The organism is Chondrinema litorale, from assembly GCF_026250525.1.
In the GTDB taxonomy this organism is placed as follows: domain Bacteria; phylum Bacteroidota; class Bacteroidia; order Cytophagales; family Flammeovirgaceae; genus Chondrinema; species Chondrinema litorale.
Genome location: NZ_CP111043.1, coordinates 566,299 through 585,291, shown reverse-complemented (window position 1 = coordinate 585,291; position 18,993 = coordinate 566,299). Strand labels below are relative to the sequence as shown.

The 18,993-nt window shown below is 35.5% G+C and carries 14 protein-coding genes; 5 read left to right on the top strand and 9 right to left on the bottom strand.

The window, feature by feature from the left end:
• Window positions 1-461: 461 nt before the first annotated feature.
• The 7 genes from OQ292_RS02405 to nudC all read right to left on the bottom strand — a co-directional run bounded on the left by OQ292_RS02405 (window position 462) and on the right by nudC (window position 10,122).
• Entirely contained in the window at window positions 462-3,533 is a 3,072-nt protein-coding gene (locus OQ292_RS02405) for an efflux RND transporter permease subunit (protein ID WP_284684453.1), read from the bottom strand.
• Between the two features lie 44 nt (window positions 3,534-3,577).
• Complete coding sequence (locus OQ292_RS02400) at window positions 3,578-4,675, bottom strand: efflux RND transporter periplasmic adaptor subunit (protein ID WP_284684452.1); 1,098 nt, start codon at window positions 4,673-4,675, stop codon at window positions 3,578-3,580.
• A gap of 72 nt (window positions 4,676-4,747) precedes the next feature.
• Window positions 4,748-6,130, bottom strand: coding sequence for a TolC family protein (locus tag OQ292_RS02395; protein ID WP_284684451.1), 1,383 nt, complete (start codon window positions 6,128-6,130; stop codon window positions 4,748-4,750).
• Between the two features lie 842 nt (window positions 6,131-6,972).
• Window positions 6,973-7,797, bottom strand: a complete 825-nt coding sequence (locus OQ292_RS02390) for a DUF2306 domain-containing protein (RefSeq protein ID WP_284684450.1) — start codon at window positions 7,795-7,797, stop codon at window positions 6,973-6,975.
• Between the two features lie 731 nt (window positions 7,798-8,528).
• On the bottom strand, window positions 8,529-8,678 hold the full coding sequence (locus tag OQ292_RS02385) for a hypothetical protein (RefSeq protein ID WP_284684449.1): 150 nt from the start codon (window positions 8,676-8,678) through the stop codon (window positions 8,529-8,531).
• Between the two features lie 77 nt (window positions 8,679-8,755).
• Window positions 8,756-8,920 (bottom strand): hypothetical protein, encoded by a 165-nt coding sequence (locus OQ292_RS02380; RefSeq protein WP_284684448.1) that lies wholly within the window; start codon window positions 8,918-8,920, stop codon window positions 8,756-8,758.
• A gap of 368 nt (window positions 8,921-9,288) precedes the next feature.
• Window positions 9,289-10,122, bottom strand: a complete 834-nt coding sequence (nudC, locus tag OQ292_RS02375) for an NAD(+) diphosphatase (protein ID WP_284684447.1) — start codon at window positions 10,120-10,122, stop codon at window positions 9,289-9,291.
• A gap of 112 nt (window positions 10,123-10,234) precedes the next feature.
• On the opposite strand from nudC, the gene OQ292_RS02370 reads away from it, so the two are divergent.
• The 5 genes from OQ292_RS02370 (at window position 10,235) to OQ292_RS02350 (ending at window position 14,081) form a co-directional block, all read left to right on the top strand.
• Window positions 10,235-11,131, top strand: a complete 897-nt coding sequence (locus OQ292_RS02370) for a cell division protein FtsX (protein ID WP_284684446.1) — start codon at window positions 10,235-10,237, stop codon at window positions 11,129-11,131.
• Between the two features lie 158 nt (window positions 11,132-11,289).
• Window positions 11,290-11,538 carry a DUF3098 domain-containing protein gene (locus OQ292_RS02365; protein ID WP_284684445.1) on the top strand — a complete coding sequence of 83 codons (249 nt, stop codon included), beginning with the start codon at window positions 11,290-11,292 and terminating at the stop codon, window positions 11,536-11,538.
• Window positions 11,539-11,641: 103 nt separating this feature from the next.
• Window positions 11,642-12,439, top strand: a complete 798-nt coding sequence (locus OQ292_RS02360; protein WP_284684444.1) for an undecaprenyl-diphosphate phosphatase — start codon at window positions 11,642-11,644, stop codon at window positions 12,437-12,439.
• 7 nt (window positions 12,440-12,446) lie between these two features.
• Entirely contained in the window at window positions 12,447-13,139 is a 693-nt protein-coding gene (truB, locus tag OQ292_RS02355) for a tRNA pseudouridine(55) synthase TruB (protein ID WP_284684443.1), read from the top strand.
• 9 nt (window positions 13,140-13,148) lie between these two features.
• Window positions 13,149-14,081 (top strand): bifunctional riboflavin kinase/FAD synthetase, encoded by a 933-nt coding sequence (locus OQ292_RS02350; RefSeq protein ID WP_284684442.1) that lies wholly within the window; start codon window positions 13,149-13,151, stop codon window positions 14,079-14,081.
• 27 nt (window positions 14,082-14,108) lie between these two features.
• Here the strand turns inward: OQ292_RS02350 and OQ292_RS02345 are convergent, their stop codons facing one another.
• Both OQ292_RS02345 and OQ292_RS02340 read right to left on the bottom strand, forming a co-directional pair.
• The gene (locus tag OQ292_RS02345; protein WP_284684441.1) at window positions 14,109-17,258 is read right to left on the bottom strand and encodes a hypothetical protein; all 3,150 of its coding nucleotides are present in this window, start codon (window positions 17,256-17,258) and stop codon (window positions 14,109-14,111) included.
• Between the two features lie 464 nt (window positions 17,259-17,722).
• The gene (locus tag OQ292_RS02340; RefSeq protein ID WP_284684440.1) at window positions 17,723-18,976 is read right to left on the bottom strand and encodes a sensor histidine kinase; all 1,254 of its coding nucleotides are present in this window, start codon (window positions 18,974-18,976) and stop codon (window positions 17,723-17,725) included.
• Between the last annotated feature and the right edge of the window lie 17 nt (window positions 18,977-18,993).

The window sequence follows — 18,993 nt, the reverse complement described above, 5'->3', positions numbered from 1 at the left end:
GTTATGGTAAAATATAGTTTTTGAGTGAAAAATGATACAACTGTTCTACTTCTCAAAAAAAGTATGTTTCACTAATTTGGAAACTTTGATCATTTATGAGTTTAGCCTTTAAAAAGCTTTCTAAATGCATTGTCAAACCATTCCCACTTATTCTTTAATTTCTTCATATTTTCTTCAAGACTTTTACCTGTTAGCTTGACTTAAACTCTATTTGTTTTTAGGTTTTTATTCTCTAGAATTTCACCTTCAGTGGTGTAGCTATATTCCGATATTACAACCTTAAGAGAGATTGAGGAAAAAAACATCATTTTCTTTTTTGAGAATTTTTTAGGTTTCTTCTTTTTTACTTCAATCCTTAAAGTGTAGATGATTTTTTGCTTATCCTGTTCCCATTGATAATTCAGCCCTGTTATTATTGAGGATAAAACATTTATAGTTTTTCCGGACTGATTATGTATTTGCTATACTTCGGCCATTACTTCTTCTTCTTCAAGTATTTGCTTACTGCTGAACAACTTGTATAAGACCGGAACAATTATTAGGGTGAGGAAGGTCGATGATATCATCCCACCAATGATGGTCCATCCCAACGGAGGCCATAGGTCACCGGAAGAAAGAGTCAGCGGCAGCAATCCTAAGATGGTTGTTAGGGTGGTTAACACGATAGGCTTGAAGCGAGTTTCGGCAGCTTTCTTGATAGCTCTGACCATGCTAAAACCCGAATCCCGTAACTGATTTGTATAATCAATCAGGATGATAGAGGTGTTAATCACAATCCCCACCAAACTTGTGAAACCCACGAAAGCGAAGAAAGAGAAGGTCCAGCCGGTAATGAAAAGGGTTACAATAGATCCGGTAAAAGCTAGCGGTATAGCCGAAAACACGATCATCGGTTGCCTGAAGGATTTGAACTGGAGCACCAGCACAGCGAAAATGGCAATCAGAGCAATTAACAGGCTCTGCCCGGTGTTTCCGAAAGATTCCTGCTGTGCTTTGTACTCTCCTGAGACATGATAATAGTAACCTTCTGGGAAATCGTACTGATCAAGTTCGTCTAGAATATGCTGAGTCACCACCATGATATTGTAATCGTCCAGCACATCTGCGGTGATGGTTACCGTGCGATCGGTGTTATAATGGTCGATCTGAGCGTTGCTACGAGTAAATTTTAGTTGAGCCACTTGGTTCAGTGGTACTTTATCGCCAGTGATATTGGTAGTGTAAATCTTATCGAAATCGCCCAAAGTAAGCTGCTTGTCATAGGACAGACGGGCTACAATATTAAACTGATCACCGTTGTCCATTGTCATCTCATCCACAACCAATCCAGTCAGACTGGTACGTACTGCCAGATCAATATCGTATAGCGATAGCCCAATCAGGCCGGCTTTGTCCCGATTGATGTCCACTTTAATATCAGTCTTATCAATAGATAGTGGGTTATAGGTGTTGATAGTCCCAGGTGTACGTTTGAAAAGTGCTTCCAAATCCTTACCGATAGCTTTAATTGTCTCCAGATCTTGGCCGAGGATCTTGATGGCAATAGGAGCCTCTACCGGTACACCCTGTTTCAGCTCGGAGAGTGTAATTCGCGCTTCCGGATATTGAGTGAAAGCATCCCGTAACTGATGTAATGTAGCATAGAATTGCTCTTCTTCGTAGGAGTCTAGGTTTACCAGTACCTGAGCATAGTTGCGAGTATAACTTTTGCTTAAGCGATTATAGTAAATTTGAGGATTTCCATGGCCTACATTAGTAGCATAACTCAATATTCCTGGCATAGTATCTACTACACTTTCAACGAAGCGGGCAGCTGCATCGGTTTTATCCAGATTACTACCCTTTGGGGTCTCAATATCCACAAGGTACAATGGCTTATCAGCGGTAGGGAAGAGGCTTACTCCCACCAGTGGAAATAAAGCAATCCCTCCGATAAAGGTTAAAATCGCCATCACCAGAGTAATGGCTGGATGACGTAGCCCGAAGTTCAGCATCTGACGGTAGGGTCCTGAAATAATACGTTGAATTCCCCGATCAATCTGGGAAGGCTTCTTCCCAGATATTGGAGCCTTGAGGATGTAACGTGACAATATAGGGGAAAAGGTGAGAGCCAGAATTAGAGAGGTGATCAGGGCGAAGATTACAATTAAAGGTAAAGACCGGAGAAACAAACCCTCCGCACCATCCATAATTGCCAGTGGCATAAAGGAAAGCACGGTAGTAATGGTAGAACTAATGACAGCATTGCCTACCTCCGAAGTACCCTTAGCCGCTGCTTGTCGTAGAGAATAACCCTCCTGCATAAAACGGGTGATGTTATCCACCACCACTATGGCATTATCAACCAGCAACCCTAATGCAATCACCAGCCCCACAATAGAAATCTGGTGCAGTCCGAAGCCCGTACCGTTGAGCATACCAATAGATATGATAATGCTGGTTGGGATGACGGTGATGATGACTGCTGCTGAGCGTACACCCAAAAAGATAAGTACGAGTATGCCGATTAGGGCAACTCCTTGTCCCAGATTACCCACAAAACCCTGGATGCGCTGAGATACGGATGGTCCTTGCACAAATACTTGATGTAGTGTTAACTCGACCGGTAATTGGAACTGAAAGTCTATGATACTAGTATTGATCGCATCGGTTAGTTCCAGGATGTTTACGTCATCTTTCTGGGTAATCGATAGAAACAAAGCTTTCTCCCCATTAAAGCGAGCGTAATATTGCTGGTCCTTGCAGTCAAGATGTACTTTGGCAATATCGCGCAGGTAGACTAGTTTCCCATCTCCTGATGTGATGACTGTAGACGCCAGTTCCTCCATGGTTTTATAACCACCGCTGGTTTTCACCGTGAAGGATCGTCCTCCGGATTTGACATTCCCACCAGGTACGATTGCATTATTTCCTCGCAAGGTGTTGATCACCTGACTTAAAGGCACATTCTGATTGGCCATTTTTTGAAAATCCAGAGAGACCCATACTTCCTGCTCAGGGTAAGCCTGTATTTCCACAGTTTTCACTCCGTTTACCTTCTCTAACTGCTTTTCCAGTTCTTCGGCATAATCATGCATATGCCGATAAGTAGCCGTTTCGGAAGTCAATGCCAGCTGCATAATGGATACTTGCTTGGGAGTTACTTGTGTTACCTCAATCTGAAAGATATCTTCAGGCAGACTGGGTTTCATGCTGTTCACTTCGGCAATTAATTCATCATGCTGCTCGTCAGGATCAACTCCCCAAACACCTTTTACCATTATAGTGGCTAGTCCTTCTTCTATGGTAGTATTGATCTCTTTAATGTCTTCCAGTTCGTCAATAGCTTCTTCAATAGGATCTACCACCAATTCTTCCATATCTTTCGGCCCTGTACCGGGATATACGACCGTAATTATGTAATCAGGATTGGACAAAAGGGGATCTTCAGACCGCTTCATCGTTAGGTAGGAAGATAGGCCAGATAAGGAGGCGAGAGCCACGGCAATCAGAACAAGTTTATAATTCTTGATGGCTATATTAGGGAGTTTCATGGAAACTTGGTTTTTGGTTTTGGGGGAGACTGTAATTATCTTACTTAATCATTTTGAGATATCTGTCGGTTTTCTGGATGCCAGTTTCCATTGTCTGTTCTAATTCTCATACCATCCTGCAAATAAGCTACTCCGGAAGTAATGACATTTAGTGGAATTTCTGTATTTGCTGAGGCAGTGAAATAGTCATTGCCAATGTAAAGCGGAGTGACCTTTATTTTTTTTGCTCGTTGCTGTTTGGCATCCGTTACGAAAATAGACGCCGATTGGGCATCTGCTTCTACCAAGGCATTCATCGGGATTTTGTAATACTGCTCTTCTGGGGTGATGAAAATTTTTACTTTACCGATAAAGCCGTTTTTCAGATTATAACCCTGAGCATCCACTGTAAGCTCTAACTCAAATACCCCAGTGCGCTCATCAGCACTCTCGGCTACTTCGGAGATATGTGCGGGAAATACGGTATTAGGGTATGCATCAAAGTGTATTTGAGCTGAGTCCTGCAAATGTACCCGAACGATATTACGGTCAGAAACACCAATACGGATGACTTGGGCACTCAGAGCTGAGGCAAATTCAAAAATAGTGTTTCCTGGATCTACCAGCTCGTTGGTTTCCGCCTTTCTTTTCAGGATTTTACCAGCCTGTGGAGCATAAATCACCGAATACTTTTGGTTGAACTTCGCTACCTGTAAGTTGGCTTGAGCTACTTCCAGTGTAGTGCGGGTATCCTGCAGTTGCTCCAACGTAGCGACCGAGTCCTGAAAAAGGTTGTCTATCCGTTCATAATCTCGTGTAGCTTTTTCTAGAGCGGCTTGAGCTTGTGCAACAGCCGAGTTAATCTCAGCCAAGTTCAGCTTTGCTAATAATTGTCCTTTTTTTACAATATGACCTTCGTCGGTGTAGATACCGGCAATAATGCCACCGGTTTTGAAGGAAAGGTTTATCTCTGTTTTCGATGCCAAAATGCCGCTGGATTCCAAGCTCAGGGGTGCTGCACTAGGAGCAACTTTAGCTATCGTGACCGATCTTACAATCTCCTGTGGTTGCGACTGAACCTCTTCCGCTTGACTGGACGTGCAACTACTGTATAAAGCTACGGAAGAAGTTAAAATTATAATGGGGAATAGTATGTTTTTCATTTTATTTGGGTTTGAAGAATGGAAACTGGAGACCAGAATCCATACTATTTTTATTGTTTAAGTTATCAGGTTTTAGTATCCAGCCTCCAATACTGCAACTCCTAGGCTGCTTTCCAATAGGGCGGCTTTCTTGAGGTAATCAAACTGGGCTACGGTGGTTTGTAATTTAGATCGAGTTAGGGTGGAACGGGCATCTAGTAGCTTCAACAACGAAGCCTGTTGTTGTTGATATTTTTTGCTAACCAGGGTGAAGTTCTGTTCGGCAGAGCGTACTCCTTGACGGGTTGCCTGCCAGGCCGTATATGCAGCTTGCAATTGCTGCTGATGGTCGTTTACTTCCAGTTGAATCTGTTGTTCCAGAACATTGATTTGTTGTTCCAGTTGTTTACCTTTCAAAGCAAAACGTTGACGGCGGGCTCGGTTCTGAAAACCAGTGAACAAATCCCATTTCAGGGAAAAAGCTGCCATCCAATATTTTTGATTATCATCAAATTCGTATCCGAAGCCTTGGTAACCAACATCTAATACCGCTGCGATGCTAGGTAAACGTTGGTGCTGTTGCATTTTTAGTGCTTCTAGGGTTGCTTCTTTTATATTGGTAAGTTGTCGTAGTTCTTGGCGATTCAGTAAGGCTTGCTGAGTCTTGGTACTGTCTATCGAAAGATCAACAGGCAGGGCTTGCTGATCTTCTTCGGTTTCGATAGGAGTAGTGAGTGGCCGGTTCAAGAGAAAGTTAAAGTAATTGCGAGCGGCAATTACACTTTGCTGAGCCTCGGCCTGCTGTTGGGCTAGCTGACTTAGTTCAAACTCTGAGCGGTAAACTATCTCTTTGGTGGCTTTCTGGTTTTCTACCAGCTTCTTGTTCACTCGTAACACTTCTTTTAGCACAACCTCAGACTGGGCTAATACCTCTACTATCTGCTCGCTTTGTTGGTAGTTGAAATAAGTTACCTTGATATCCTTTACCAATTGGTTTTTAAAAGCTTCGCGATGGGCTTCTTGAGCCGTTAGTTCATGCTCTCGTATGTTCAGATTGTGATTAATATCCAGATTAAAAATAGGCTGGACAAGGTGTAGTCTGGTATTATGGAAGTTATTGGGCAGAAACTGCTCATTTACATTCTCTAGGTTTGAGGGAAAATCCGAGCTTCCTGTGAGTTGGTTCAATGAATTGTACACTGGATTCAACAAGTCGCCTACTGGAAAGTAGATAGACCTTCCACCTTCAGCCAGGGTATAATCCGATTGAAAGGAAACTGCTGGTAAAAATTGTCCTCGAGCTTCCTGTATGGCAGTCCAGCGCTGATCTACACTTAGGTTTTCCTGAACAAGCTGCAGATTATTCTCTAAGCCTTCGGCTACATAGGAATCTAGTAATGCGGATTCTGCAACGGGAGACTGAGCAATGCCTAAGCTTGGAGTGAAGAGAACAAGGATTAGGATAAATCGGGTCATGATTTATGTTCATTTAATAAATGACTAAAAGTTATTGAGTGGTAAATTTTTTTTAAAGAAATAGAGATCATTATGGTCATTCTTTTAATTATTGGTTGAAGAGTTATTTTCGCGAATGCAAAATTATCTGCAATCATCATGGTGCAGATAGTATAAACCCGGCAAATCGGAGAACATATCCGACAAGGAGGTATTACATATCCGACCGCTTATTAATTTTCCGACATGCGTAGATTGACATAGTCATTACATCAATATCCGCAGTGAAGCGATTGGAGTGATAGATTAGTTGGAGAGTAGTAGTAGATGCTCAGTATTTTGCTCAAGGGCTTCATTTAGGAGGTTAATACCTACCCAATGATCTTTCGAGTAAAGGCGTAGGCATGTTAGCCTCTATTGTAAACAGGAACTAAAGGTATGTTTAATAAGGAAAACCAATTGCGGAATAGTTTATCTGAATTCTAAGAAGACTTTTGAAATCAAACACTTTAAGGGAAAAGCACCAGAATAGAGTGCTTTTTCTCAAAATTCTGACCCAATGTTTAACTCTTCAGTTGCTTTAAAAACAGCTAAAGAACTGCTTGATTCAATGTTGGAAGGTAACCAAATAGATTAGAATTTGAGAACTATCAAGTAGCTGAATTTGCTCATAATTTGGATGAACTGAATCTTGATTTCGATGTAAAAAGAGGATCACAATCGCTAAAATAATGAGATGATTGTAAGGTGAGTTGAGAACAGCTAGTTTTAATTAGAATAATAGAGGTCAAGCTTATGGATTTTAGCTGTAATTTATCTAAATAGATGAGTCATATATTGTCAATGAGTAGCGGACTTTAACCTTAAGTATCAAATAAGACATTTAATATTGCCGGTCCCCAATATTCTTTAGTGAAAAAATAAGTCGCCATAACCAAAAAAGTAGTTGCAAAACACAAACCAGTAACAACTATTGCTTCAGCCCATCGACTGTTAATTATTTGTCTTCTATTTATGAAAAGCTCTGCCACAAAAAGGTTTGGCAAGTAAAAAAAGAAATCCATAAAATAATCGAATGGCCCAGTAAAGTTAGAGGTGTGCCATAACCTATCCGTAATCATAAACCAAAAACCGTATTCCATTCGGTAAAGCCATGATCCAATCGCAAGGGCAAATAATCGTATTGCCCAAGCCCGATGACTTTCAAAATTTCCTGTTCGTGCATATCTTATGGTATTAATTGCTGCAATAAATGTTAGCAAACCATAGCCTGCAAAGGCAATATCCATCCAAAAACCACCAATGGTTCCTTTAATAAAGATGAACACCAGCCCACCAGAAGCAGTAAAAAGAGAGGCTATAACATATACCCTTCCAACCCACCTGTGAAAAGTGGGAGACTTTAGCCTAACAGACTCAAGTAACTGAATACATCCCAGAATAAGAATAATGCCCCCTGCAGCAAAGTGCAATCCAATACCAACAGTTGCGCCTTTTGTTTGTGCATCATGTAAACCCGGCAATACTTCATTCCATTGTGCAGTATCTCCCTGTACTAAAGAAACGAAATAGAAGGCTAAAATATAAAGACCAAAAAGCAATGCACTTACCCAGACTGTGATTACCAGCAGCTTAAGCATAAATCGCAGTAACACACTCGACTTAAAATTTGAAATAACTTTATCCATAATCAAATTTTGCAAAGGTAGCCCTTTCTTAGTATAACAGATATTATTATTCCGCCAAATCCGATTAAAAATCCGACATTATAAGATGTTATGAGCTAAAAGTATTATAGCTTAATGGGGACTTTCAGCTAACTATTCAAGTATAATATCGGATTGGTTATCTTCATTTGACCTGCTATGGTCTTGAAGCACAGTGTCAGTTAAAAATAGCTAAAGCTTTCGAATATCAATTTTGAAGTAGGCTTTAAAAGCTTGTGGAGATTTCTTAAACTTCCAAGTAATAATTTGTATATAATGCTCGGAAAACTTATGGAAAAACAATAGATAATACTTTAGACAAATGAAAAAATAGATTCCAGATTACTGACTCTTCGTGGGCAGATAGGTGAGTGCTTTAAAAATCGTTACAAGTCTTAAACAGGCTGTTAATTAGGTGTAATAATCAATATGCAATTTTAGAAATAGGTACTATTATTTGAATTAAAAGAACACCCTCAACTGATAAATTTAAAGCTCTTCTTACAAAATACAACAAGCGTAACATCTTATGGAATGCTACGCTTGTTATACCGAACATTGTTTCAATATCGATTTTCTCAGTTAAGTATTTAAAATGTCAAAACACTGTAAGTAAGCAACTTATATAATGTTAGTTCGGGTACTTTTCTTTTTAAGCAGTTTATATGGGCTTTTCTTAAGAGAAATTATCAAGAAGTAATTTTCAATAAGATTTAAATGATCATTTTATTTTTCTTAGCTAATGCTACAGTCCTTTTTTTAATTTGATTTAAATTGTTTTTTAAAAGATCTAATTTCTCTTCTAATTCTTGAAGATTTACTTTTGGTTGGTAATTATTAGATAATTTTTGTTCTGAGTCCATAATTGGTTGTAGTTTTAACAATTGATTAATTTAGTAGTGATTGTGTTGGTAGTATTCTAAGTAAGTTGAATATCTGTTTAAATATTCGCTGTTGATATTTGAAGGAATTTTTTATTCTTTTTAGCTAACTCTTCACTTCTACTTTTCAATTTTTGTAGATTTTCCTTCATTATTTTCAATTTCTCTTCAAATGGGTTAATTCTATTTTTAGAGTCTTTTTTTGTAGATTCTTGTGATGTCATCAATTTTGCTTTAAATCAAACTTAGAATAGTTATATAGAAAAATGCAAATAATGATATGTTTTACTTAAGTTGGTGAAAGTGAGATGGTTGTGTTAATTTGTGAGAGATGATTCATCCTAATTTGGGAAAGGTGATCTTTATTTGGGATTCAAATTGTATTTTGCTAATATAAAATTGCCATATTTTGGCATTTTAACAGAAGGAATAAAAAAAAGAGAAGCATTTAAAAAAATACTTCTCTTTGTTATAAATGGTTTATGCTATCTAATTTTGGCAAATCAACTTTAGAGTTCATTGTTGTAGATTAAACCAATATAACCATCTATAAATTCCATTTTATTAGCAGATCAATTTATAATTCTCTTAATTAAGAATATGTTTGTTTATACCATTCAATGAGTCTCCCGGCAATACTGTAAGTACCCGGAGTATTTGGCATATCATCTGGTGAGAACCAACCTGCATCATCTAATTCTTGATCATGTAAAACAATTTCACCAGAATCCCACTCAGCGGTAAAACCAACCATCATTGAACTTGGAAATGGCCAGGGTTGACTTCCAAAATATTTTATGTTTTTGATTTTTACTCCAGCTTCTTCTTTTACTTCTCTAGCAACACATTGCTCAAACGTTTCGCCTATTTCAAGAAATCCTGCAAGTACACTATAAAATTTGCCTTTAAACCTTGCTGAGTGTCCTAAGAGAATTTTACCATCTTTTACAACAGCAACTATAATTGCTGGAGAAATAGTAGGGTAATAAGTTGTGGAGCAGTTAGGGCAAATAATTGCCAATTCATCAGGTTTATTTTGGGTAGGAGTACCACATTTTCCACAAAAGTGATGTGTAGTTGCCCAAGTAATGATCTGGTTTGCTCTACCAGCCATTAATAATTCTTCTTCTGTAATTTGACCAAATAAACTTCTTACATTTACAAATTCGAAATTTTCAAGTGCTTCAGGTACATCTCTTAATCCAATAATTTTACAATTTTTTTGATGTAATAAGCCTAAATGTTGTTGTTTGTGCTTAGCTTCTAGAAAGTGAGATGGCAACTCATTGAAAATATATTCGGCATTTTCATGGTTTTTATTAACCATTATTTTACCATCATAAAATACAATGTAAGATGTTTCTTTAATATTAATATCAGGTATAAAACCAGGTATAAATGTTAATTGATTTTTTTCTTTATCCATTATTAAAATTCAAGTCTAGTTTTGACAAAAGAACATCAAAAGATGGGAAATATACTCATTACTACAATTGTTATGTAATTTTGTGGAATCTAGGTATCAAATTTTTTAAACTGTGAAGGCTACCTCAAATAAAAAAAGTGTAGGAAGTTATCCCTTTGTAAATGTAATCTTTAGTATTTCTACTGCGCTATTTATGATTGGGCTATTTTTTTTATTGGTAATTATAGCCAGAAATATTTCTTCGGATCTTAAGAAAGGAATAGAAATACAAGTTTTTTTGAGAAAGGGACTAAACGAAGAAGAAATTAAAGTAATAGAGAAAGGACTTTCAGAAAAGAGTTACATAGACCAATCTGATGGCAAACCGAGAATACAATTTCTTTCTAAAGAAGACGCAGCTAAAACCTTAATAGAAGATACTGGAGAAGACTTTATTGAATTTTTGGGTGCTAATCCTTTACGAGATTCCTACATTATTAATCTAACAGAAGATTTTCAAAATAATGAAAGGTTAGAAGAAATTAAAAAAGATATTGAGAGCATTCCAGATATATATGAGGTGGCATATACCCAGAACCTAAAAAAAATGGTGGATGATATTAATGATAATATTCAGATTCTTGGGATGGTAATTAGTGTTTTTGTAATCATTTTGCTCTTTACAGTAGTGGTATTAATTAATAATGCAATAAAGCTGGCGCTATTCTCTCAAAGGTTTCTTATTAGAAGTATGCAATTAGTAGGAGCAACGCCATTTTTTATAAAAAAGCCATTTGTATTAAGAGCTACTTTGCATGGTGCTATAAGTGGTTTTTTAGCTACACTATTACTTTTAGGGATTTACTTACTCGCAATAGAAATTCTTCCAGATATAGAGCAATTTTTAAAACTTTGGGAAATAAGCCTAATTTTTATTGGCTTACTAGCTCTTGGTAGTATTATAGGTTATTTAAGTTCTTACTCTGCTGTAACCCGATATTTAAGAATGAGGCTTGATGAATTATATTAACAATCTTTAATGAAATGTGCCAGTAGTACTCTTAATTGAATTTAAATAATGATATTTAGACAAATTATGGCCTATACAAGGATTAGCAATTTTATATATGTACTTTAATTTTTTATAATTGCAATCGGTTTAATTAGCCGTTAATAGATAAAATTTACATGAAAGAAACAAATAGCAAAAGTCTCATTTTTACAAGTCACAATTATAAGCTGATGTTTATTGGTCTTGTAGTACTTTTTTCTGGCTTTTTAATAATGAGTCTTGACGGAGAAGAATTTGGTTTTGGATTTTTAGGGATAACCTTAGGGCCAATTGTAGTTTTAGCAGGTTTTGTAATACAATTTTTTGCAATATTGTCTAAAGGAAAAGACGAAAAGAAAGACGTAGAAAATACCGATAAGAAGTAAGCCAAATACTTCTTTTTTTATGTTTTTTAATTACTTTATTGAATCCATACATCTCACTTATACTAAAAGCAAACTTAAATCACCTACAGCAATTTTTTAAGCGATGAGCATCATTGACGCAATCATATTAGGAATAATTCAAGGATTAACGGAATTTTTACCAGTAAGTAGTAGCGGACATTTAGAACTAGGAAAAGCTATACTCGGCCAAGAATTAGAAGCAGGTTTACTATTTTCGGTTGTATTACACGCTGCAACAGCATTAAGTACTATCGTAATTTTTTGGAAAGATATATATGAAGTTATTGGTGGATTGTTTGCCTTTAAATGGAATGAGTCTTGGCAGTTTGCTGTAAAGATTATTATCTCAATGGTTCCTGTTTTTTTTGTAGGTGTTTTCCTCAAAGATGAAATAGAGTTATTGTTTGGCGGACAGATTCTTTTAGTTGGTTCAATGCTGGTTTTAACAGGATTTTTATTGCTGTTAACCAACTATTTTGGAAATAAAGAAGGAGAGGATGTGAATTTTTTCCAGGCTTTATTAATTGGAGTTTCGCAAGCAATTGCTGTTTTACCAGGTATATCAAGATCTGGGGCTACTATTTCTACTGCATTAATTTTAGGTGTAGGTAAAGCACAAGCAGCTAGGTTTTCCTTTTTAATGGTATTGGTACCAATTTTAGGAGCTACAATTCTAGAATTAAAAGACTATTTTGAAGCTACAGAGGCTACTCAAACAGTAGGTGTAACAGCGCTTGTTGCAGGTTTTGTTGTTGCTTTTTTAACTGGTCTGGTAGCATGTACATGGATGATTAATTTGGTGAAGAAAGGTAAACTTGCTTACTTTGCCATTTATTGTTTCATCGTAGGTGCAATAGCGATCATCTACACACTAATCTGATTTATTTTTGACTGAAGATAAGTTATATAATCAAGCTTTTGATTTTGCAGCTGGAGAGGTCTTGTTAATTGACAAACCGTATGAATGGACATCTTTTGATGTTGTAAAAAAAATCAGAAATGCCATTAAAATAAAGAAGGTTGGCCATGCGGGTACGCTTGATCCACTGGCAACTGGTTTATTAATTGTTTGTACTGGTAAGAAAACTAAGACTATCAATCAAATTCAAGATCAGGAAAAAGTTTATACGGGTAAAATGGTTTTAGGTAAAACTACACCTTCATTTGACCTAGAAACTGAAATTCAAGATGTAGCCGATGTTGATGATCTTACAGACGAGCAAATTCATAATGCTTGTGGAAATTTCATTGGTGAAATAGATCAAATTCCTCCACTTTTTTCTGCGATAAAGGTTCAGGGAAAAAGAGCATATACTCATGCTCGAAATAACGAAAAGGTTGAACTAAAATCTAGAAAAATACATATATATAGTTTTGAGATTAAAGAGATAAATTTGCCAGAAGTATCTTTTTATGTAAAATGCTCAAAAGGAACATATATAAGAAGTCTGACTAGAGATTTTGGTGAATTACTAGGAAAAGGTGCATATCTCTCTGAACTTAGAAGAACTCATATTGGTGATTATAAAGTTGAAGATGCTTACCAGCTAGATGATTTTATCAAGTATCTGAAGAAATAGATACAAACTATGGAAGTACATTATGGTGTTGAGACCTTTAAAAATAAAGCCAAATCAATAGTTACCAGTGGAACTTTTGATGGGCTACACTTCGGACATCAAAAAATCTTAACAAGGTTAATAGAGTTGGCTAAAACTGAACAAGGTGAGAGTGTGGTGCTTACCTTTTGGCCACATCCAAGATTAGTTTTAAAGAAAGATTATACCATTAAGTTGCTTTCTACACTAGAGGAGAAAATTAAGCTTTTCCATAAGTTTGATATAGATCATTTAGTTATTATCCCCTTCAATAAGTCTTTTTCTAAGCTAAGTTCTTTAGAGTTTATCCAACAAATTCTGATGGATGCTGTTGGTACAAAAAAACTAGTAATAGGCTACGATCATCGCTTCGGAAAGAATAGAGAAGGAGGGTTTGAATATCTTCAAGCAAATGCAACAAAATTTGGATTTGAGGTGGAAGAGATTTCTAAACAGGAAATTGATGAGATTGCAGTAAGCTCCACAAAAATTAGAAATGCTTTAAATAATGGCGAGATAGGTACAGCAAATCATTATTTGGGTAGAAAATATGAGTTAACTGGAAAAGTAGTTCATGGGAAAAAATTGGGTAGAACTATTGGGTTTCCAACAGCAAATATCGAAGTTCCTTCAGAAAACAAGCTAATTCCCAAAGATGGTATTTATGCAGTGGATGTGATAGTTGATAACATAGTTTATCAAGGAATGCTTAATATCGGTTTTAATCCGACTGTAGATGATAGTGGCAGCAGGTTTATTGAAGTAAATATTTTTGAATTTGATAGTGATATTTATGGAGAAGAAATCACTATTTTATTTTGTAAATATTTAAGAGAAGAAGAAAAATTCGATAGTGTAGAAACTTTGAAACAACAATTAAAAAAAGACCAGATAGATGCTTTAGCATACTTTTCCGGTCTTTAATTATTCTTTTAATATTTAGATTCTAGTCTAATATTCATTAACTAGAGTAATGTCACCCCATTTGTGTGGAGACTCATTTTGAGCATTGTCTTTAAATTTAACAAATACTCTTTTTAAACCTTCACCAGGATTTACATCCCATTCTTTAGTAGGAGTGTAAGGTTCCCAAATAGCTCCTTCAAATTTTGGATCATTAGAAACTTTCATGAAGTCAGCTTCTCTTGCTTTGATGTCTAATGTTACTCTGGTAGACTTTGTTGTTGTTTGTCCACCATTTATTCTAACATATTGTGCTATTGGAGGTTGAGTGTCTAGTCTGATTTTGGCACTTGCTACAGCAGACTCGTTATTAGCTTCATCTCTAAACTTAACATATATAACCTTAGTACCATCACCACCAATTAATGTCCAGTTGATGTTCTCAGTGTAAGGCTGCCATTTTGCAGTTTTGAAATGACTACTATTACTTATCATCATTTCTATTGCTCCTTCTGCTTTTAATTCTAGTTCAACATTATTAGTCTTATCATTTGTATAGTCTAAGCCTCCACCATTGATAATTACTTCTTCTCCTACAGGTTCCTGTCTGTCCAAAGTGATACTTGCTACTATTGGAGTAGTTTCATTATCGGCTTTATCTTTAAATTTGACATATACCTTTTTGTCTCCATCTTCACTACTTTCTAATGGCCAATTTTGATAAATACCTTTGTAAGGAATCCAGTCAGAACCTTCAAAGTTTTGGTTATTACTTACCATCATATAAGCTGCTTCAACGGCATAAAGGTCAAGTGTAACAAATGCACTAACATTTGTACAGAACTTAGCTCCGCGATCAATTGAAATTCTACCTTGTTTTGGTGCTTGTCTATCGACACCAATTCTAGCAAAAGCTGTTTTAGATATATTACCGATTTCGTCTTTAAACTGAACATAGACTGTTTTTAATCCATCAGGACCTATTAATGTCCATTCAGCAGACTCACTGTAAGGGATCCAGTTTGATTCTGATCCATCAGGTTCTTTGAAATCAAATCTGTTACTTAATCTCATTAAAGAAACATCTTCTGCATAAAGTTTAAGCTTAACTTTTTTATTAGTGTTATTTGTGATTTTGTCGCCAGCATTAATTTCTACAGTACCTTCTTTTGGAGGTGTTCTGTCTAATAAAATTGAATCACCATATGCTTGTGAAATATTTCCAGCAATGTCTTTAAACCTCACAAAGATTTGTTTATCCCCATCACTTCCTGCTAATACCCAACTAAAGTTAAGATTTGAATAAGCTTGCCATCTTGAATTTTTAAAATCATCTGAATTTCCAAGTTGCATTAATTCTGCATCTTTCGCTTTTACTTTAACCAAAACAACTTTATCAGGATGATTTGTAGTTTCTAAACCTTTATCAACTAGTATACTTCCTGCAGTAGGAGGTTGTCTATCTAAGATAATTTCGTCACTAGTTATTTCAGATTCGTTTCCTGCTTTATCTTTATATTTAACTAATACTGTTTTTATACCATCTTTATCACTCAGTTGCCAGTTAATATCAGTGTTATAGTTTTGCCAAGTACTATTACTAAATGTAGGATCATTACTTACCATCATAAATTGTGCACCTCTTGCAAAGAGCTGTAACTTTACATTCCTATCTGTATCAATACAGAACTCAGTATTATTGTCTATAATGATTCTACAATCGACTGGTGCTTGAGTATCTACTTTTGCTTGATCAAATGCAACTTCTGATATGTTCCCTGCTCTATCTCTAAACTTGACGAATACACTTCTATCTCCATCATTATTTCCTCCAAGCTCCCAGTTGTCTACTTTTGACTTGTACTTTTCCCATCTAGCCCCATAAAATGAGCTTATATTACTGATCATCATATAATCAGCACTATCAGCATTTATCTGAAGGTTAACAACTTTAGCATCATTACTAATAATAGAGTGACCTGCAATACTATCAAACACAGCATTTTCAGTAACCATTCTAATAAAAGGATTAGTAGGTGCTGTTTTATCTAAAATAATTTCATCAGAATATATTTCAGATTCGTTGCCGGCTTCATCTCTAAATTTCACAAATATATTTTTTACACCATCTGTATCTTCAACAATCCAACTAGGTACAGCAGATGAATAGCCAACCCATTTACCATTTTTGAATGTGCTATCATTATCAATAATCATTTCTTTAGCATCAGTTGCCAAAATTTTCAAATGAACATCATTGAATTTTCTAGTATACTTACTGCCATTATTGATTAAAATAAGCCCATTTGCAGGTGGTTTAGTGTCAACTAAGATATCGTCATGAGCGATTACAGATTGATTTCCAACATCGTCTCTAAACTTAATATAAATGTCTTTTTTACCATCTCCTGCAGATATTTCCCACTCTAGATCCTTTGTGTATGGTATCCATCCTTCACCACCTCTTATAATCATTTCAGACGCGCCTTCTGCATCAATTTTTAATTTTATTTTTTGCTTATTGGTATATTTATCTCCATTTTCAATTACAACTTTGCAATTAACTGGAGGAGTCATATCAAAGTGAATATCATCAGTAGCAACTTCAGATATATTACCTGCTTTATCAATAAATTTGACAAAAACAGTCTTTTTACCCTCCATAGCTGTAATTTTCCAAGCTTTTATTTCAGTTTGATATGGAACCCAAGGAGCACTTAAAAAGTCAGTTCTATTACTAACCTGCATTTTAACGGCATCAATTGCACTAATTTCAAGAGAAACTATTTTAGCTCTATTATTGGTATAGTCTTTCCCTCCATTAATTAGAACACTTGGCTCTTGTGGAGCTGTTCTATCTAATTCTATGGTAGCAGTAACTGTTTCAGAAATGTTACCGTCAGCATCTCTAAATTTCGCATAAATAGTTTTAACCCCATCTTCACCTGTTAAGCGCCAGTAAGGTTTTCTGGTCTCGTATTTTTCCCATCTAGCCCCTGTATAACTACCGTTATTGCTGAGCATCATTTCCACTGCTCCCCTCGCTTCTATTACTAGAGATACTTTCTTTTCAGGATTATTCGTAACAGTCTTACCGTCATCTATTGTAATTATACCTGTTAGTCCAGTAGTTTGGGAATAAAGTTGCAATGTGCAGGCCGTGAAAAGCAGTATAAGAAAACTTTTAATCTTTACCATTGCCTAGTAATTGTGTTTTTCAAATTTTTTAATATTGATAATAAGTTGGTAGTTCAGAAGGATTATCAGGTTAATCAATAGTTATAAAACAGACTCCATGTTGCTTAATTGTATTTTTTAGTAATATTCTAACATCCGATATGGATTTATATTATTTAGTATTATTAGCAATTATCATATCGTCTGATGGAGATAAACCATGTAAATTTTGATCCTTCTTTTAATGTTTTTTGAATTTAACCTTTGTTATTTCAATGTTTTCAGGAGTTTGTGTTCTCTCAGATAGCTTTTCATTCTTTATTTATTAGAGTTCGTATAAGTAACTCCATAATTATCCTCATGTATGTTTTCGATAACAATTGTTTAAAACCTATTTTTTTGATTTTATCAGAACTAGGTAATACTTTAAAAAAGGGGAGATTTACTTACTATAGTGTGATTCTAAGAAAATATAATATGGGATTTTAAAATGTAAGTTTAAACTCAGTTCTTTCATTTAGGTTAGAATGTACTGTTAGAGAGCCTTTATGGAGTTGCATAATTTGTCTGGAAAGACTCAGCCCGATGCCTGAACCATCTTTTTTTGTAGTGTAGAATGGAATGAAAATTTGGTCTATAGCTTCTGGAATTATACCAGGGCCATTATCTATCACTAAAATAGTTACATGTTGGTTTTCATCAACTTTACTTATTAGTTGAACTGTAGGATTTTCTTTACCATTAACTGCCTGAGCAGCATTTTTAATTAAGTTGATTAAAACCATTTCTATTAATTCTGGATCAATAGAAACCTTAATACCAGGTTGATCGATATGATAATCGAATTGAATTTGCTTCTGTTTTAAATCATTTCTTAATAATTGGACTATGTTTTCAATTAAATCTTTAACAGAAACTAGTTTAAACTTAGGTTTTGGTATATGTGTAAATTCTTTATAGGCATTAATAAATTTTATTAGTCCTTTACTACGTCTGTCTATTGTTGATAATGCTTCTCTAATATCATCAACTATTTCATTATTAATCTCTACAAATTCTTGATCTTGGTAATTTTCTGGAAGTTCTTCTTCAAAAATATCGTTAAGTGTCGATACAAGTGAAGAGATAGGAGCGATGGAATTCATTATTTCGTGGCGAAGCACGCTGGTAAGATTCTGCCAAGCTTCTAACTCTTTTTGTTGTAGCTCGTTTTGAATATTTTGAAGCGAAATTAATTTAAAACTTTTTCCTCTTAACCTAATCTCTGTTGCTTGTATAGCCAGTTGTTTTTCATTATTTCTAAATAGAGAACTTCCACCAGGAACTAAATCTCTAATTATCTCTGTAAGTTCGGGGTGCATATCTGCCAGCTCATTCAGAGTAAGAATATTACTTATAAATAAAAGTCTACATGCAGCTGGATTCAATAATTCTATTTTTCCATCAGTATCGAAAGAGATGAGTCCAATACCAACATGCTTTACTACAGTATTGAGGTATTGCAAATGCTCTTCTTTTTCAGAGCGAGCTTCTCTAAAAGCTTCTAAAACTTCGTTAAATGCATCGTTAAGCTCTCTAAAACTTTTACCCAAACGGTTATCTGCTGCAAAACCAGAAGCAAAATCTGAGTATTTAATATATTCAAGAAATCTCGTAAGTTTTCTGTTAGTGTTTTCTACATAATAATATAGGTTATGTATTTGGTAGATAATAAGTAGAGCTATAAGGGTTGCACTCAATTGTTTATCTTGTTGAA

Coding starts and splice junctions, on each gene's coding strand:
- OQ292_RS02405 (WP_284684453.1), bottom strand. CDS start 3,533: ATGAAACTCCCTAATATAGCCATCAAGAATTATAAACTTGTTCTGATT.
- OQ292_RS02400 (WP_284684452.1), bottom strand. CDS start 4,675: ATGAAAAACATACTATTCCCCATTATAATTTTAACTTCTTCCGTAGCT.
- OQ292_RS02395 (WP_284684451.1), bottom strand. CDS start 6,130: ATGACCCGATTTATCCTAATCCTTGTTCTCTTCACTCCAAGCTTAGGC.
- OQ292_RS02390 (WP_284684450.1), bottom strand. CDS start 7,797: ATGGATAAAGTTATTTCAAATTTTAAGTCGAGTGTGTTACTGCGATTT.
- OQ292_RS02385 (WP_284684449.1), bottom strand. CDS start 8,678: ATGGACTCAGAACAAAAATTATCTAATAATTACCAACCAAAAGTAAAT.
- OQ292_RS02380 (WP_284684448.1), bottom strand. CDS start 8,920: ATGACATCACAAGAATCTACAAAAAAAGACTCTAAAAATAGAATTAAC.
- nudC (WP_284684447.1), bottom strand. CDS start 10,122: ATGGATAAAGAAAAAAATCAATTAACATTTATACCTGGTTTTATACCT.
- OQ292_RS02365 (WP_284684445.1), top strand. CDS start 11,290: ATGAAAGAAACAAATAGCAAAAGTCTCATTTTTACAAGTCACAATTAT.
- OQ292_RS02360 (WP_284684444.1), top strand. CDS start 11,642: ATGAGCATCATTGACGCAATCATATTAGGAATAATTCAAGGATTAACG.
- OQ292_RS02350 (WP_284684442.1), top strand. CDS start 13,149: ATGGAAGTACATTATGGTGTTGAGACCTTTAAAAATAAAGCCAAATCA.
- OQ292_RS02345 (WP_284684441.1), bottom strand. CDS start 17,258: ATGGTAAAGATTAAAAGTTTTCTTATACTGCTTTTCACGGCCTGCACA.